Source organism: Maritimibacter sp. DP1N21-5, from assembly GCF_019218295.1.
Lineage (GTDB): Bacteria > Pseudomonadota > Alphaproteobacteria > Rhodobacterales > Rhodobacteraceae > Maritimibacter.
Genome location: NZ_JAHUZF010000001.1, coordinates 117,358 through 132,965, shown reverse-complemented (window position 1 = coordinate 132,965; position 15,608 = coordinate 117,358). Strand labels below are relative to the sequence as shown.

Sequence of the window (15,608 nt, the reverse complement as noted above, 5' to 3'; positions counted from 1 at the left end):
ACCTCGGGCGCGGGTCAGGACCGGGTGATCCTTGGTGGCGGGTCGGACACGGCCGAGCTTGGCGACGGCGACAACCGTGTGCTGGGCGACGCGGGCGAGAACGACTGGACCGGGGATGACGTGCTGACGACGACCACGCCCGAAGAGGGCGGGGTCGACACGATCACCACGGGCGCCGGGCAGGACATGATCGCGGGCGGTCAGGACGGCGATGAGATCGACGCGGGCAACGGCGACAATACCGTGCTGGGCGATCAGGGTGTGATCACGCTGGCCGGTCGAGTGGTGCGCGCGGTGAGCGAGGATACCGTGAACGGCGGCGCCGATACGATCACCACCGGCACGGGCCGCGACGTGATCCTTGGCGGGCTTGCGGGCGATACGATCGCCTCGGGCGACGGGGACGATGCCATTCTGGGCGACCTTGGCCGCGTGTCGGATGCAGGCACCGGGACGGGGCGGATGCAGACGCTCGTGGGGGAACCTGCGGGTGGGCATGACGTGATCGCCTCGGGTGCCGGCGACGACATGATCCTTGGCGGGCAGGGCAATGACACGCTCGACACCGGCACGGGCGAGGACCTCGCCTTTGGCGACGGCGGGGTGGTCACCTTCACCGGAACGGCGGACATCGTCACGCTTCTCATGACCGACGAGGCGCGGGGCGGTAACGACCGGATCACCAGCCGCGGCGCGACGGGCGACGACATCCTTCTGGGTCAGGCGGGCGACGACCGGATCGTGGCGGCGGGTGCCGATGACCTGATCGTGGGGGATATCGCGCGTATCGTGCTGTCGAACCCGGCCGGGGCGCTGGCGAACCAGTCGGCGGCGGATCGACTGACCCGGATGACCGGGGTCATGATCGATATTGGCGGCAACGACACGATCTTTGGCGGCAACGGCTTTGACATCGTGCTCGGCGGCTTCGGGGACGACGTGATCCACGGGCAGGGCGGGCAGGACATCCTGATCGGGGATACCGCGATCCTTACCCGGCAGTGGAGCGCGCGGGCGGACGGCTCGGTGGCCGAGCGGATGACGATCGACACCAACTTCGCCTTCATCACCGGCGGATATGACCAGATCCACGGCGACGCTGGCCCCGACATCATGATCGGGAACCTCGGGCCGGACCTGTTCTTTGGCGACACGGCGAGCGACCTGATCTTCTCGGATGGCTACGCCGGGATCTTCAAGGCAGTGTTCCCGCTGGGCTTTGGCGACATCTCGATGACGCAGCGCTTCCTCTACACCTCGAACTTCGCCGGGCCCGGCGCGCTCGACGTGGTGTCGGAGGCGCAGCAGGATGCCTCGATCGGGGCCAACCTGAACTACTATCCCGAGGAGCCGACCCGGCCCGAGCGCGACCGTTTCGGCACGCTGGACGGCATGTCGATGGACGAGATCTGGCAGGCCGTGGTGAACGCGCTCGACGATCCGGCGCTGCTTCGGTCGCTGGCGGTCTTGATCCAGTCGGGGGCGGATGTGACGCTGATCGCGGAGAGCCTGTTCTCCTCGCTCGTCGAGGCGGGCCTGCTTTCGGGGAACCTGCCGCCCACGGTGCTGGAGGCGCTGATCGAGCGTCTGCTCGCCGTGATCGAGGCGAAACAGGCGGTGGCCGAGGCGCAGCTGCCGATCGCCGCTGAATGACACATCTGACAGAACATACGAAAGGCCAGAAATGACCGATAAACCCAACACCACGACCACGATGAACGGCGTCACCATCAACTGGCACGACGACAAGATGCAGAGTGTCTATGCCAACATCGGGACGGCGACGGCGAACCGGGAAGAGTTCTTCTTGCTGTTTGGCACCCATCAGAACTGGCGCGGGACGGTGTCGGAGAACAAGGAAGTGGACGTGGATCTGTCGACGCGGATCGTGCTCAATCCCTTCGCGGCCAAGCGGCTTGCAGCGATCCTCGCGGGCTCGATCAAGGCCTATGAGGACCAGTTCGGCAAGATCGACGCCTGATCCATGCTCGACGAGGCGCGCGCTGTATTCCTGATGGACCGGGCCGGGGCTTCGGTCCCGGTGCTGGGCGATGTTCCGTCGTCCGAGGTCCGCGCGCGCCTTGCAGATACGCTTCAGGACCGTCCGGCGGCGCGCAAGGACGCGGGCGGCATGGTGCTGTCTGTGCCGGTGGGTTCCGGGCGTTGGGCGCTCTGGATGCTGCCCACGGTGCCGGAGCTGACACAGCTCGCCCCGATGCTGTCGCGCGCGCAGGCGCTGTCGACCGGGCTTGCGCGCGTGGCGACGGGCGAGGCGGCGGGGATCGGGGCGGTGACACTCCGGCTGGGCGAGCGGGTGCAGGGGCCGGTGAAATCCGGTGCGGCGCTTGCCTCGCTGCTGGGCGAGGTGCTGGTCGAGGACGGTTTCGCGCGCGGCCTTGCGGTCTTTACCCTGACGGGGGGCAAGGTGCGGCGGCTCTGGACCTCGGACGGGACGGTGCAGGCGGCGCGCGATGTGCTGCGCAACTGGATCGGCGCGCATGTTGCGGGGCTGGAAGCGCCATTGGAGCTGACCCCCGGAAGCGAGGACATCGACGGGACGCTGCTTCTGGAGCGGCTCGGGTCCGGGGGGCTGGTGCTGGTGCCGCCGGACGGGCCGGGGGGCTACGGCGTCGTGCTGGTCGGGCCGTCGGAGGCGGGTCGGGCGCTGGCCGTCGATCTTCCCGCGCTTCTCGCCATTGCGCGGCCCATGCGAAGGGCCAGGGGCAACGCGGCGCGGCGTCCGATCTGGCGCGGGTTGGCGGCGGCGGTGGCAGTGACTGCAATGGTCTGGCTGCTCTGGCCGGCACCGGCGCGGATCACGCTGTCGGGCACGGCGTTGCCCGCCGAGGGGCGGGTGGCCGCGCTCGCGTCGGACGCGAACCTTGTCGAGATGCGCGTGCGCGTGGGCGACGCCGTGACCGAAGGCGAGGTCGTGGCGCGCTTTGCCTCGCAGCAACTCGCGGCGGAGCTGGCGCAGGAAGAGCTCAATATCGGGGTCGAGGACCTGAACGCGCAGGCGGCGATGTCGGACAGCGATTACGGCGCCTATCAGCTTGCCCTGAGCCGCAGGGCCTTGGCTGAGGCGCGGCGCGATCAGGCGGCGGCGAAGATCGACGCGCTGACCGTGACGGCCCCGGCGAGCGGGCGGGTGATTGCCGCGCTGCCGCCCAACATGATCGGGGCCAACGTGGCGACCGGGCGTGACGTCATCACGGTGCAGACCGGCGACGGCTTCGTGATGAGCCTGACGCCGTCGCGAGTCGATGCGCGGCGTCTGACCGCCGGGATGGTGGGCGAGGCGCGGTTCCGGGGGCTTGCCGCGCGCTTCCCGGTCGAGCTTGTCACGCCGCCGGCGCTGGTCGCGGACGGGCAGAACGGGGCCGAGCGGCTCGAAGTCATCGCGCAGGTGACCGGGGGCGATCGTGCCCGGCTGCTTGCGGGTCTTACCGGCTATGCGAGGATCGAGGGCGAGCGCGCGCCCCGGGTCCTTGGCATCGGCTACTACCTTGTCGAATATCTCAGAACGGTGTCATGGACCTACCTCGGCCTCAGTTGGTGAGACAGCTCGACCTCACCCTCTCGGCTGAGGGACGGGGCTTCTGTTATCTCCTGCATGACCGGGCGACCGGGCAGATCCTGCGGCTCTCGCGCGGGACGGCGGCGGCGTGGCATCGTTTCGCAGGGGCGGTGTCGCGCCCCGATGCGCGCGCCGGTCTGGCCGAGGAGGACGCTCGCGCGGGGTTCTCGGCGCTCGCTTACGTGCGCCAGATGCGCGACAACCAGCGCTTCGTGAAGAAGCGGTTCAACCCGGTGCAGATGCAGTTCCGGCTGATCGAGGATCTGTCGGTGGTGCAACCGGCGCTGGTCCCGGTGGCGCGCCATGCCTTCGGTCCGCGCTGGGTCGCGGCGATCGGGGTGCTGCTCACGCTGGCGGTGCTTCTGGGCCTGCGCAACGACTGGGCGCTGATCCGGCAGAGCCATGACGTCTTCTCGCTCGAGGCGCTTCTGACCTTCGGGCTGGTCGCGCCCTTCCTCAAGGTGATCCACGAGTTCGGTCATGTGCTCGCCGCGACCCGGTTCAAGGTGCGGCTGCGCGGGGCCGGGGTGAACCTGATCGGGCTTTATCCGATTCCCTTCGTCGATTGCTCCGAGGCCGACCTGAGCGCGACGCGCTGGCAGCGTATCCTGATTTCGGCGGCAGGGATCCTGACCGACATCGCGCTGGGGCTGGTGCTGTTCATCGCCTGGCATCTGGTGTCGAACCCGGAGGCGCAGCTCGTGATCGGACGGGCGTTCCTGTTCTCGGTCTTCAACTCGCTGGTGTTCAACGCCAATCCGCTGATGCGGATGGACGGGTATTTCATCCTGTCGGACCTTCTGTCGCGCCGGAACCTTGCCACCGATGCGAGCGCGGCGCTGCGCCGGGTGCGGGGGCGGGTGTTCGGCGACGGGGTGCGGACGCAGAAGGGCGACGGGCCGCTCGCGGGCTTCGCGCTCGCTTCGGCGGCCTATCGCTGGGTCGTGATCTTCGGGATCGTCTGGGCGATCCTGCCACGGTTCCTGGGCCTCGGGCTGGTGCTTGGGCTTTGGGGCGCGGTGGTGATCCTGCTCGCCCCGATGCAGGCGGCGTTTCGCAAGGCGCCCGAGACGCGGGACGTGCCCGCACCGCGCGGCGGATTGATGCGCTGGCGGGTGCCGGCGATGCTGGGCGGGCTGATCCTAGTGCTTCTTTTCGTGCCGGTCGCGCCGCGTCAGGTGATCGACGTCACGGCGGACACGGTTGGCGCCTATGCCATCGCGGTGAGCCGGCCGGGACGGGTCGTCGTGCCACCGCCGACCGAGGCGACGCTGGCGACCGGCGCGGCCATCGTGACGCTGGCCAATCCCACCTTCGATGCAGCACTCGTGCAGGCGGAGCTGCGGGTGGCGGAGGCCGATCTGGCGGCACAGGTCGCAACAGGTGCCGGGGCCGCCGGGGTTCAGCGGGGCGCAGACCAGCGCGCGGCGGCCGAAGCCGGGCGTGCCATCGCGCGGGCTGATATCGCGGCGCTGTCGCTGACCGCGCCCGAAGCGGGGCGGTTCATCGCGGCAAGGCCCATCGCGCCGGGCGACTGGCTCGCCCCCGGTACCGTGGTCGGGAGCTTCCTGCCCGAGGACGGCGAGACGGTTCTGACAGGCGCCTTCCCCGAGACCCATGTGGAAGATTGGGACCGGGGGCTTCGGCGCGTGAGCCTGCGCTCGGACGGCATGATGTCCGAGATCGATCCGGCCCGCGTGCGGCTGGTCGAGGAAGTGAAACCCGGCACGGCCACGACGAAACGGAGCCTCACGCTCCGGCTCGCGGTGCCGGTCGCCCCCGCCACCATCGCCACCAGCGGACAGCAGGTGCGCCTCAGCTTCACTCCGATCCCGGTCTGGCGACATGTCGCGGGCTGGGGCCGGGGCAAGATCGCCCAGTTCAGGGATGCGGAGATCGCCGAGAGACAACGGCGGCTCGAAGATAATCAGGGCTGAAGGGCCCTAGGGAAGAAACGGACAGTGACATGACGATCAAGACCACCTTTGCGCTCGCTTTGACTGCCGCCGTCGGGCTGGCGGCCTGTGACGGCACGACGAACAAGGCGACGCCCGAGCGGCTGGAGGCCCTGCGCACCGAGGGGATCAACCCGGACCGGCGCGCCAAGGAGGACCAGCGCTTTGCCAACACGCTGGCGCGGGCCAATTCCATCGCCGAGGTGAATGCGGACTTCGGCCAGAGCGCGGTGGACAACCCGGCCAATGCGGCCTTGCCGGACCTTCTCCAGAACGCGCTGGAGCGGAATACCGACATCGGGCGCGCGGCGCAGAACATCAACCGGGCGGATGCCGAGCGGCTCAACGCGATCTTCGGCTACCTGCCGCAGGTCTCGGCCAATTTCACGCGGACGCAGGTGCGCTCGCGGGTGATCTCGTCGGACAACGCTGTGTTCCAGCTGGGCACGGCGACCTATGGTGTGACCACGATGGGCGCGACGGTGACGCAGCCTCTGGTCAACGTGTCGCGGATCTTTGCGATCCAGACCGCCACGACTGCCCGCACCATCGCCGAGGTCCGTTATATCGCCGCCGTGCAGAAGGCGATCTTCGACACGACCGACACCTATCTTGCGGCGGCGGCGTCGAAGATGCGGATGCAGGAATACCAGACCCGGGGCGCGAGCCTTGGGCGGCAGGCGGCGACCGAGATGGGGCTGGCCGACAGCGGGCTGGCCAGCGATCAGGCACGGCGTGCGCTTCTGTCCGAACAGGGGCAGGTGCAGAGCGACTATGCGCTGGAGGCGGCGAATTACGCCCAGCTTCTGGGGCGGCTGTCGGCGCTGACCGGGACTGCGATTTCCGGGGTCGGCGCAGTGTCTGCGCCGGGCGGCATCTCGGGCACCGAGGGCCGGATGAGCGTGGCGCAGGCCGTGGCGCTTGCCGAGAAGAACAACCCCGAGATCCTTGCCATCGCGATGTCGGTGGTCGAGGCGGATCTGGCGCGTAAAGGCGCGATGGCCGCCGACTTCGGCCCGGTGGTGGATGCCTTTGCGAACATCGAGCGCGAAACGCGCGGGGGCAGCCGCTTTGGCGGCGGGTCGAAGACGCAGGAGATGACCGCCGGGGTGCAGGTGACGATCCCGCTTTTCAACGCGCGGGGCGACGGGCTCCGGACGCTGAACGCGAACGTCGATCTGCGCTCGGCGGTGGTGGATTACCACGCCACGCGACGCGAGCTCGAGACCCGGATCGCGATGACGCTCGAACGGATGAAGCAGCTTTCGACGGCCTCGGGGCAGTTGTCGCAGGCCTATCGCGCGGCCCAGGCCAATGTGCAGAGCGAGCGCGACCTGGTCGCCTCGGGCCAGTCCAACGATCTGGTGCTGGCGGCGCGGCAGCGGCTCGCGAGCCAGCTTCAGGTGCAGGCCGAGGTGCAGCGGGTGGAATATCTGCGGGCCTGGAACGAACTTCAGTATCTGACCGGGGCGCTCAACACCAATGCGCTGCGCTGAGGTCATACTGGCGCTGGCGCTTGCCGGCCCGGCGTTCGGTCAGGGGGTGACGCCGCCCCCGGGCTGGCCGGGAGGCGAGGGCGGTGCGGGCATCCCCTGCGCCGTGCGGCCGAGCCGCGTCGTGACGCTGGCCGCGCCGATGGACGGGGTGATCGCGCGGGTGCATGTGCGGCCCGGGCAATCCGTTTCGGCGGGCGATTTGGTGGCAGAGTTCGACACGGCGCTTGGCCGCGCGGAGGAGGCTTTGGCCCAAGCACGGGCGGCGGATCGTTCGATGCTGGACCTCGCCCGGACGCGGCTTGCCGGGCTCGAGGTCAAGCTCGGGCGGCTGGAGCAGGCGCTGGAGACGCGCGCGGTTTCGGCCGCCGATGTCGATGCCGCGCGGCTTGAACGCGACAGCGCGAAGGGCGAGGTGGCACGGGCCGAGGCCGATCTGCGCCGCGCTGTGCTGGAGCTCGAGCGCGCTCGGGTGGCGCTGTCGCGGGCCGAGGTGCGCGCGCCGGTGGACGGGGTGGTGGCCGAAGGCGTCATCGACCCCGGCGAAGCGCCGGGTCCGAACCAGCCTATCGCCACCCTGACCGTGACCAATCCGCTGCGGATCGAGGCCTATGTGCCGGCGGGGCGTGCCCCCGAGGTGCTGGCCGCCACCGGGCACGAGGCCCGGATCGGGGGCACCCTGCATCCCGTCACGCTCGACTATGCCTCGGCCATGGCCGATGTGTCGTCGCGCACCATTTCCATTTTCTTCACGCTGTCCGCCCCCGGAGTGCTGCCCGGGCTCGACTGTGTTCTGACGACCCCGACCGGAAGGGAAAGCCAATGAAATCCGTCATTTATGCCGTGACTGCGCTTGTCGCAACGTCCCTCACGCCTGCTTTCGCGCAGTCGACGCAAAACGCGAGCCAGCTGACCGCCGGGGCGGGCTGGTCGTCGCTTTACGGTCCCATCGGGACCGCCGGGATCGAGGTCGCGGATTTCTTCGGGAGCGGAATCGACCTGTCCGGGGCCGTGCGCCTGGGGCGCAAGGGTTACGACACGGCGCTGTCGGTCGGCTATTCGTCCGAGCTTGGCGCGCTCGGGTTTCTCGCCAACCCCGAGGTTTTTGTGACGCTGGACCACACGTCGTCGAACTGGTCGGACGACGCCTATACCGGCCAGACCGGCGGGGCGAGCGCGGGGGTCGTGGGGAGCCTTGGTCCGATCGACGTGACGGCGGGCGGTTTTGTGAAGGTGAACAAGATCGGGACCTTCAACACGGCGGCCTCGCCCCTCATCATGGCGGAGCGGGGGATTTCCTGGACCGCGGGCGGGATGCTCGGGCTGGGCTGGGACAATTTCACCGGCTCTGGGTTCGGACGCACGGGAAGCGGCGTGGCGGGGACCTTTCGCGTCGCCCCGCTCGGCACGCGGAATTTCGTCTCGGCAGAACTCTCGGCCAAGACCGCGCAGCCCCTCGTCGAAGAGTTCGTGCTCCATGTCTCGGGCGAGGCGGGCGCGATCCGGGGGCTGGGCGGGCAGAACGTGTCGGTCTTCGACCGGGCGTTTCTGGGCGGGGCGGCACCGCGCGGTTTCGGCGTCGCAGGCATCGGCCCGCGTGACGCGACAGGGGCCATCGACTCGCCGCTGGGTGGAACGAATTACCTCTTGGGCTCCGTCGAGGTCCGGCGTCCGGTCTTCGAGCGCACGGCGCTTGGCGCCTTTGTCGATGCGGGATCGGTCTGGCGGCTCGACGGCGCGCCGGTCGGGGCCTCGGGGCCCATCGACGACAGCTATTTCCTGAACGTCGCGGTGGGTGCGGCGTTTTACTGGGACACGCAGATCGGGACCGTGAACTTCGCCGTGGCGAAACCCGTGCGGTTCCGGGGCACCGACCAGCAGAACATCCTGTCGCTCAACCTGTCACGGAGCTTCTGAGCGGAGGCGGTCACTCCGCCGCCAGTCGTTCCGTCTCGCCCGCGACGCCGGGGAGGCGCTTGCCAGCCTCTTCGGCAAGGTGCTTGCCCGCCCGCCAGCCAAAGACCATGCCGGGTCCGATGGTCGCGCCCGCGCCGGGATAGGCCCCGCCAAAGACGTTGGCCTGGTCGTTGCCGACGGCGTAGAGGCCCGGAATGGGCTGGTCATCGTGGCCCAGAACCCGGGCATGCACATCGGTCGCCATGCCCTTGTAGCTGGTGATTTCGCCCGGATAGATACGCACGGCGTAGAATGGTCCCTGCTCCAGCGCGCCGAGCGAGGGGCTGGGCTTGTGCTCGTCATCGCCGTGGTGGCGTTCGTATTTCGTCCTGCCGCGGCCAAAGTCGAGGTCATCGCCCGCTCGGGCGAAACCGTTGAAGCGCTCGACGGTTGCGGTCAGTTCGGCCCCGTCGATGCCGCAGACCTGTGCCAGCTCTTCGAGTGTGCGCCCGGACTTGAGATAGCCGTTCCTCAGGTAATGTCCCTTCGGGATTGGGAAGGGCCGGACGAAGCCGATGCCCCAGCGTTTCACGGCGCGCGCGTCGGCCACGAGCCAGGCCACATCGGTTCCGCGTTCCTCGAATTTCTCGAGCATGGCCGGGATCAGGTCGCGGTAGTTCTGGCTCTCGTTGACCAATCGCCGCCCGTCCGGCGTGACCATGATGAAGCCCGGTTTGGTGCGGTCCACGAGATGCGGCCAGACCCCGGTGAAATCCGTGGCGCCCGGTAGTTTCGAGGTGGGCATCCAGGCGGCAGCGGTCGAGACATGGCCGTTCCAGCGCCCGCCGACGGATTCCGCGAGCCGTGAGCCGTCGCCGGTGTTGGTCATCGGGACGGGCAGGACCGGCTCCATCGTGGCGGTGATGCCGGGGTGATTTTCGCGGCGACGGTCCCGGTCGCGCGGATAGCCGCCAGCGGCCAATACGACACCGTATGTTGCCCGGATCGTGACGACGCCGTCGGGCGTGGTGAGCCTTGCGCCGGTGACGCGGCCCCCTTCGGTCAGAAGCTCGGTTGCCGGACTGTCGGTCCAGATCTCGACACCCGCGTCATCGAGGGTCTTGGCCAGCCGTGCGATGAGCGCCCGCCCGCGCACGATGCTTTGCGACGAGCCGTGGAGCGCGAGGTCGCGGAAGTGCCGGATCATGCGCTTGACGACGAAGCCCATGGCGGTGACGGAGCGCCCGGCCTTCATGAAGTTCTTCATCTCGAGCGAGGAGCCGAGGGCGAGGCCCATGAACAATGTCTGTGGCAGCTCGCCCTTCAGCCGCTTCATAAGCGGGCCCATCTTGCCCGCGTCATAGGGAAGCGTGCCCAGGGACCGGATGGTGGAAGCGCCTTCGTCGTCGGAGTGGTAGTCGGGAAACTCCATGGCGTGGAATTTCACCTCGGTCTCGCGTTCCATGAAGTCGACCATGACGGGACCGGAGGCGAGATAGGCCTCGATCCGGTCGCGGTCGATGTATTGGCCGGTCTCGTTTTCGAGGTAGAGGCGGGCGTTCTCGATGCTGTCGGAGACACCGATTTCGGCGCCGAGTTTCTGCGCGTGGCGGTTCATCGGGATCCAGATGACGCCGCCCGACGTGGCGGTGGTGCCGCCGAAGACGCTGTCCTTCTCCGTCACCAGCACCTCGAGCCCCGCGGCGCGTGCGGTGGCGGCGGCGGTCAGCCCGGCCCCGCCGGAGCCGACGACCAGAACGTCGACGGTGCGATCGTGTTTTCGTGTGTTGTCTGTCGCCATGCTGGCCTCCCGTCCGTCATGAGTCACGGCAGTGTATCAGTTACTAGCGATATAAGTATACAGAAATATGACGTTCTGGATACGTCAATCCGCCTCGTCCTCCGGCTCGATATGGAGGGCTTCCTCCTCGGTCCGGGGCAGCACGAGGCGGCCTTCGCTGTCGAGGTAGCCGAGCACGCCGGTGCGCAGGAAATGGCCCGGCTCGAAAGGCGCAATGCCATTCGCGAAGCCCGCGACGAGGCCGGGACCGCGCAGCCAGACCTCGCCGGTCTGGTAGAGGAGCATGTCCATCCCGCTGCGGGGATCGACGATCATGACCTCCATTCCGGCGAGCGGGCGCCCCACGGTTCCGGGCACCGTGGCGGGCGGATCGCGGGGGTCGGAGGTTATGGGAAGCCCCCCGGCCTCGGGCAGGGCAAAACCGTTGACCACGGTCAGGCTGGGGCGTTCTGATTGCAGCGCGGCGAGCGCTTCACGCGGGGCGCGCAGATGGATGAGGCGCAGGTCGGGGGTGGACAGAGGCGTCCCGCCGCGCAGTTGCCACGCCACCGTCGCGTCGGTTTCGTCCAAGGAAATATGGGCACCAGCAGCGAGGGCGGCGCAGGCGATCATCCATGTCGCCGGGTCGGTCACGCTGCCGTCGATCCAGACGCGGTCATGGGGCGAAAGGGCGAAACGCGTGGCAAGCGCGCGGGCCATGGCGAGGAGTGCGGTCTGCCGGTGGCGGGCGAAGTCGATCCCACCGTCCTCGCGCCGGATCGGGAGGACAAGCTCGCCCGGCTGGGTGCGCTTGAACGGCCCCTCGGCCCCCACCGCAACGGCGGAGGTGGCGAGCGCGGCGAAGACCGGGGCGAGCAGGTCCGCCAGGGGTGCCTTCCCGAACGCCACTACGGGGCCTTCGTGACGGGGCGCGATGCTGTCGGCGAGATCGCGGTAAGTCAGGTCCCCCAGCGCGGGAGCCTCCGGGGTGCTGCGCGCCCTCGCGGCGATCACCTCGGCAAGGCTTTCGGCTGTGTCGGCGGCCTCGTTCGGCGCGGTGTCCTGATCCGTCATCCGCATCTTGGGCCTTCCTTCCCGGAGACTTCTGTGTTCACAGTAATAGCCTACAGTATACAAGGTAGGGTATCAATGGCACTGGCATTCATCACCGGCGGAACCGTAGGGCTTGGGGCGGAAACAGCGCGTCAGGCCCTGGCACGTGGCTGGGAGGTCGCCGTGCTCGACCTCTCGGATGACAGGTTGCCCGAGGACCTTAAGGGCGTCCAGTTCTTCAAGGGCGACGTGACGCGGGAAGACACGGTGACGGCTGCGCTCGACGCCATGGGGGCGGTGCCCGATCTTCTGGTCAACAACGCAGGCATCGTGACCTTCATGCCGCTCCTCGAGTGCTCCAAGGCGGAGTTCGAGCGGGTCATCGCGATCAATCTCACCGGGGCGGTGTCGGTATCGCGGCTGGCGGCGGAACGCATGATCCCGCGCGGGTCGGGGTCGATCGTGAACATCACTTCGACCGGCGGAATCTGCACCTCGCCGGGGACCCATGCCTATGCGGCGGCCAAGCGGGGGCTCGCCGCGATGACGGAACTCATGGCGCAGGAATGGGGGCCGCTCGGGCTTCGGATCAACGCGGTCGCGCCGGGGATGATCGACGGCGGCATGTCCACGGGCATCTATGCGAACGAGGAAGCGGCCGAGCGGCGGCGCGCGGCGGTGCCGTCCCGCAGGCTCGGGACCGAAAGCGACATCGCCGAAGCGGTGATGTGGCTCGCGTCCGACGCGGCCAGCTATGTGAACGGCCACGAGCTGGTGGTGGATGGTGGCGTGACCAAGAACATGATGTCGATGATCCCGCGCTAAAGCGTGAAAGGGGGCGCGGGCGGCGCCCCCTGATCTTTTAGTAGACCTGAAACTGTTCCGGCACGCCGGCGGGCCAGACCGTGCCCCACATGCGCATGCCGCCGTCGATGGTCAGCACCTCGCCGGTGATGAAATTGCCCGAAGGCGCGGACATGTAGACGACGCCTTCAGCTACGTCCCAGGAATTGCCCATGCGGCGCATCGGATTCACGTTGTTGAAACGCTTGGTCGCTTCCGGCGGATAGGCTGACAGCCCCTCGGTCGCAATCGCGCCCGGCGCGACGCAGTTCACCCGGATGCCGAGCGGCGCCCATTCGGTGGCCACGGTGCGCGACATGTAGATGACGCCTGCACGTGCGGCGCAGGTATGCGCGGCCTGCGGCATCCCGCGTTCGACGTGGGCCACGTTCGAGATGATATGACCGCCTTCGCCCCGGTCGCGCCAGCGTTGCGCCGCGCCCTGCATCATCCACCACGTGCCGTTGAGGTTCAGGTCAATGACCGCGCTCCAGCCCTTGCGGGAAAAATCGATGGCGTTCTGCGGAAACTGCCCGCCCGCGTTGTTGACGAGGGTGTCGAGGCCACCGAATTCTTCGAACGTATCGTCGAGCAGCGCGTCCACCTGATCCACGTCGCGGATCGACATGGCGCGGAAGGAGATGTCGGCCCCGACGAGATCCTTCACCTCGCGCTGGGTCTGGACGAGCTTGTCCTCGGTCCGGCCGCAGATCATGACTTTCGCGCCCAGACGGGCGAGGAGGAAGACCATCGCCTTGCCCATGCCCTGGCTCCCGCCGGTCACGAGGAAGCGTTGGCCTGCGAGCAGGTCGGGGGCGAAGACGGTGGGAAGCGACGCCATTTCGTCGGGCGTGAGGCCCCATTTCGCGGGTGTCTGGTCGGTCATAGGTTGTCTCTCTTGAAATCGGCGTTGCGTTTTTCGGCATAGGCCGCGATGCCCTCGCGGCTGTCGTCCGAGCGCATAAGCCTGTCGGCATTGGCGTGACCCCGTGCGATGGCGTCGGGAAGGGGTTCGTTCATGGCGTGGTTGAAAAGCTCCTTGCCGAAGGCGATCGCTGTCCACGAGTTGGCCAGCAGGTCGTCGGCGAGCGCAAGCGCGGCAGGGAGCACGTCGGCCTGCGGCACGACGCGGTTCACCACGCCCAGCTCATACAGGCGTTCGGCGGAGATGAGGCTGCCGACGCAGATGATCTCCATCGCGATCTGGCGGGGGAGCTGGGTCGAAAGCCGCTGCACGCCGCCGGTGAAGGCGACCATGCCGCGTTTGACTTCCGGCAGGCCGAAGACGACGCCGGACCCCGCCACGAGCAGGTCGCAGGCGAGCGAGATTTCGAGCCCGCCCGCCACCGCCGCGCCGTTGATCGCGCCGATGACGGGCTTGGCGATGACCCGTTCCGTGACGCCGCAGAAGCCCGCGCCAGGGACGAGCCCGTGGCCCGCGCCCCGTTCAGCGGCCTCTTTGAGGTCCATGCCGGCACAGAAGGCCCGCTCGCCCGCGCCGGTGAGGATGATCGCGCCGACTTCGGGGTCGGCTTCGGCCTCGCGCAGGTAACGGTCCACGAGATAGGAGCCCTCGGCGTTCATCGCGTTCGAGACATGCGGGCGATTGAGGGTGATGACCTGCACCATCCCATGCGCGCCTTCATGCCGCGCGGCGAGAACCGGCGGGTCTGCGCTGTCGGAGGACATGACGCTCAGGTCTCGGCGGGTTCGGCAACGGCCTGGGCGGCATCGGGTTCGTCCACCCAGTCGCCCAGACGGTCCGGCACCTGAAGCACCTCGGGCACGTCGTCGCGGCCGATGCGGCGGTCAAGCTCGGCATGCCAATGGTAGATGCGTCGTTCCTGATAGTTGAGCGGGAAGCCCCTGAGGCCCTTGCTTTCCACCGACTTCTGGATCTTGTCGGCGAATTGCAGGTCCTCGTCGAGGATGACGAGGAAGTTCTTGAGCCGCGTGTCCCAGATCTCGGGCCGCTCGCCGTCGCCCCAGGAGGGCGCGAACCAATGCACCTCGATGGTCATGGTGTCGATGGTATCGGGCCAGAAGCAGAGCACCGGGATACCGGCGGTCGCGATGGGCGAGACGAAGTTCGGATAGGCGAGGACGGAATAGTTCGTGTCGCGGAACCAGGGCTCCATGCCTTCGACTTCGGGCAGGCCCTTGACGCCGGGATCGCGCCAGCCTTCGCGTTTGTAGGGCGTGACCATGCGGCTGTGGCCGTTGGGCCAGAGCGTGATGGCCGAGCCCCGGTGGTCGAGGAAGCGGTCCACGGTGTTCTGGTGGATCGACTTGAGGTGATAGACCTCCATGAACGCATCCAGCAGGATTTTGACGTTGCAGTCGACCTTGATTGCCGTCTTGTCGACCAGCATCAGCGTGTCGGGCTTGCATTCGTCGAGGTTGGTGGCGACCGGGCCGAGGTAGTCGCGCAGCGGCTCGGCGTCGTCGTCGAGGTTGACCCAGTAGAGGTTTCCGATGTTCTCGCAGCGCACTTCGATGAGCGACCGGCAGGACATGTCGAGGTTCACGAAGTCGCGGCGGTCGCGCAGGTTGATGAGCTCGCCGCGCGTGTTGTAGGTCCAGCCGTGATATTTGCAGGACACACCGCGCGACTTGCCGGAGGGTTCGGTGACGACCGGCGCGCCCCGGTGGCGGCAGGTGTTGTAGAAACAGCGGACGCGCTCGTCCTCGCCCCGGATGAAGAAGAGCGGTTCGCCCAGCCTGGTCCATTGCACGTAAGAGCCGACCTCGGGCACCTCGTCGGCGTGGATGGCATAGACCCAGGTCTTGTGCCACATGCGTTCGACTTCGAGACGGTTGAACTCCGGGTCGACGTAGCGGTCGCCGGGAATGTCGGGAAGCTGCGGGAACCCTTCGGGCGGGCCGCCACGCTTGGATTCAAAGGCCTGCTGGTCGAGGATCTGCTGGATATCGGACTGTTTCATGTGCTTCCTCCCTTGGGAATCGGAATCGCCATGGGACGCCGGTTCCGCGTTTCTTGTATTTTATCC

General features: G+C 68.0%; 13 protein-coding genes. 8 read left to right on the top strand and 5 right to left on the bottom strand.

Annotation, left to right across the window (positions count from 1 at the left end):
- The 7 genes from KJP29_RS00625 to KJP29_RS00595 form a co-directional block, all read left to right on the top strand.
- A partial coding sequence (locus KJP29_RS00625) for a calcium-binding protein (RefSeq protein WP_305067313.1) occupies positions 1-1,653 on the top strand: 1,653 nt, incomplete at its 5' end.
- Positions 1,654-1,684: 31 nt separating this feature from the next.
- Positions 1,685-1,981 (top strand): DUF3467 domain-containing protein, encoded by a 297-nt coding sequence (locus tag KJP29_RS00620; protein WP_218461600.1) that lies wholly within the window; start codon positions 1,685-1,687, stop codon positions 1,979-1,981.
- Between the two features lie 3 nt (positions 1,982-1,984).
- Entirely contained in the window at positions 1,985-3,559 is a 1,575-nt protein-coding gene (locus KJP29_RS00615) for an efflux RND transporter periplasmic adaptor subunit (RefSeq protein WP_218461599.1), read from the top strand.
- Entirely contained in the window at positions 3,532-5,514 is a 1,983-nt protein-coding gene (locus KJP29_RS00610) for a M50 family metallopeptidase (RefSeq protein WP_218461598.1), read from the top strand. The genes KJP29_RS00615 and KJP29_RS00610 overlap by 28 nt, the downstream gene beginning before the upstream one ends.
- 29 nt (positions 5,515-5,543) lie before the next feature.
- The gene (locus KJP29_RS00605; protein WP_218461597.1) at positions 5,544-7,028 is read left to right on the top strand and encodes a TolC family protein; all 1,485 of its coding nucleotides are present in this window, start codon (positions 5,544-5,546) and stop codon (positions 7,026-7,028) included.
- Complete coding sequence (locus tag KJP29_RS00600; RefSeq protein WP_218461596.1) at positions 7,015-7,851, top strand: efflux RND transporter periplasmic adaptor subunit; 837 nt, start codon at positions 7,015-7,017, stop codon at positions 7,849-7,851. Before KJP29_RS00605 ends, KJP29_RS00600 begins: the two co-directional genes overlap by 14 nt.
- Positions 7,848-8,942 carry a BamA/TamA family outer membrane protein gene (locus KJP29_RS00595; protein ID WP_218461595.1) on the top strand — a complete coding sequence of 365 codons (1,095 nt, stop codon included), beginning with the start codon at positions 7,848-7,850 and terminating at the stop codon, positions 8,940-8,942. The genes KJP29_RS00600 and KJP29_RS00595 overlap by 4 nt, the downstream gene beginning before the upstream one ends.
- 10 nt (positions 8,943-8,952) lie before the next feature.
- Here the strand turns inward: KJP29_RS00595 and KJP29_RS00590 are convergent, their stop codons facing one another.
- Together KJP29_RS00590 and KJP29_RS00585 are read right to left on the bottom strand one after the other, a co-directional pair.
- Positions 8,953-10,722 (bottom strand): FAD-dependent oxidoreductase, encoded by a 1,770-nt coding sequence (locus tag KJP29_RS00590; protein WP_218461594.1) that lies wholly within the window; start codon positions 10,720-10,722, stop codon positions 8,953-8,955.
- A gap of 84 nt (positions 10,723-10,806) precedes the next feature.
- Positions 10,807-11,781, bottom strand: a complete 975-nt coding sequence (locus KJP29_RS00585) for an AMP-binding protein (protein WP_218461593.1) — start codon at positions 11,779-11,781, stop codon at positions 10,807-10,809.
- Between the two features lie 69 nt (positions 11,782-11,850).
- On the opposite strand from KJP29_RS00585, the gene KJP29_RS00580 reads away from it, so the two are divergent.
- A complete protein-coding gene (locus KJP29_RS00580) occupies positions 11,851-12,579 on the top strand; it encodes an SDR family NAD(P)-dependent oxidoreductase (protein ID WP_218461592.1) in 729 nt (242 codons plus the stop codon).
- A gap of 37 nt (positions 12,580-12,616) precedes the next feature.
- Here the strand turns inward: KJP29_RS00580 and KJP29_RS00575 are convergent, their stop codons facing one another.
- From KJP29_RS00575 to KJP29_RS00565, 3 genes are read right to left on the bottom strand one after another with little or no spacing between them, the layout of a single operon-like run.
- Positions 12,617-13,483: an SDR family oxidoreductase gene (locus KJP29_RS00575; RefSeq protein ID WP_218461591.1), complete on the bottom strand. Its 867-nt coding sequence runs from the start codon at positions 13,481-13,483 to the stop codon at positions 12,617-12,619.
- Positions 13,480-14,286, bottom strand: coding sequence for an enoyl-CoA hydratase-related protein (locus KJP29_RS00570; protein WP_218461590.1), 807 nt, complete (start codon positions 14,284-14,286; stop codon positions 13,480-13,482). Before KJP29_RS00570 ends, KJP29_RS00575 begins: the two co-directional genes overlap by 4 nt.
- Before the next feature lie 5 nt (positions 14,287-14,291).
- On the bottom strand, positions 14,292-15,542 hold the full coding sequence (locus KJP29_RS00565; protein WP_218461589.1) for an aromatic ring-hydroxylating dioxygenase subunit alpha: 1,251 nt from the start codon (positions 15,540-15,542) through the stop codon (positions 14,292-14,294).
- Positions 15,543-15,608: the final 66 nt, after the last annotated feature.

Bases quoted from the DNA above. Each gene is read 5' to 3' on its own strand.
- KJP29_RS00620 (WP_218461600.1), top strand. From the start codon at position 1,685: ATGACCGATAAACCCAACACCACGACCACGATGAACGGCGTCACCATC.
- KJP29_RS00615 (WP_218461599.1), top strand. From the start codon at position 1,985: ATGCTCGACGAGGCGCGCGCTGTATTCCTGATGGACCGGGCCGGGGCT.
- KJP29_RS00610 (WP_218461598.1), top strand. From the start codon at position 3,532: ATGGACCTACCTCGGCCTCAGTTGGTGAGACAGCTCGACCTCACCCTC.
- KJP29_RS00605 (WP_218461597.1), top strand. From the start codon at position 5,544: ATGACGATCAAGACCACCTTTGCGCTCGCTTTGACTGCCGCCGTCGGG.
- KJP29_RS00600 (WP_218461596.1), top strand. From the start codon at position 7,015: ATGCGCTGCGCTGAGGTCATACTGGCGCTGGCGCTTGCCGGCCCGGCG.
- KJP29_RS00595 (WP_218461595.1), top strand. From the start codon at position 7,848: ATGAAATCCGTCATTTATGCCGTGACTGCGCTTGTCGCAACGTCCCTC.
- KJP29_RS00590 (WP_218461594.1), bottom strand. From the start codon at position 10,722: ATGGCGACAGACAACACACGAAAACACGATCGCACCGTCGACGTTCTG.
- KJP29_RS00585 (WP_218461593.1), bottom strand. From the start codon at position 11,781: ATGCGGATGACGGATCAGGACACCGCGCCGAACGAGGCCGCCGACACA.
- KJP29_RS00580 (WP_218461592.1), top strand. From the start codon at position 11,851: ATGGCACTGGCATTCATCACCGGCGGAACCGTAGGGCTTGGGGCGGAA.
- KJP29_RS00575 (WP_218461591.1), bottom strand. From the start codon at position 13,483: ATGACCGACCAGACACCCGCGAAATGGGGCCTCACGCCCGACGAAATG.
- KJP29_RS00570 (WP_218461590.1), bottom strand. From the start codon at position 14,286: ATGTCCTCCGACAGCGCAGACCCGCCGGTTCTCGCCGCGCGGCATGAA.
- KJP29_RS00565 (WP_218461589.1), bottom strand. From the start codon at position 15,542: ATGAAACAGTCCGATATCCAGCAGATCCTCGACCAGCAGGCCTTTGAA.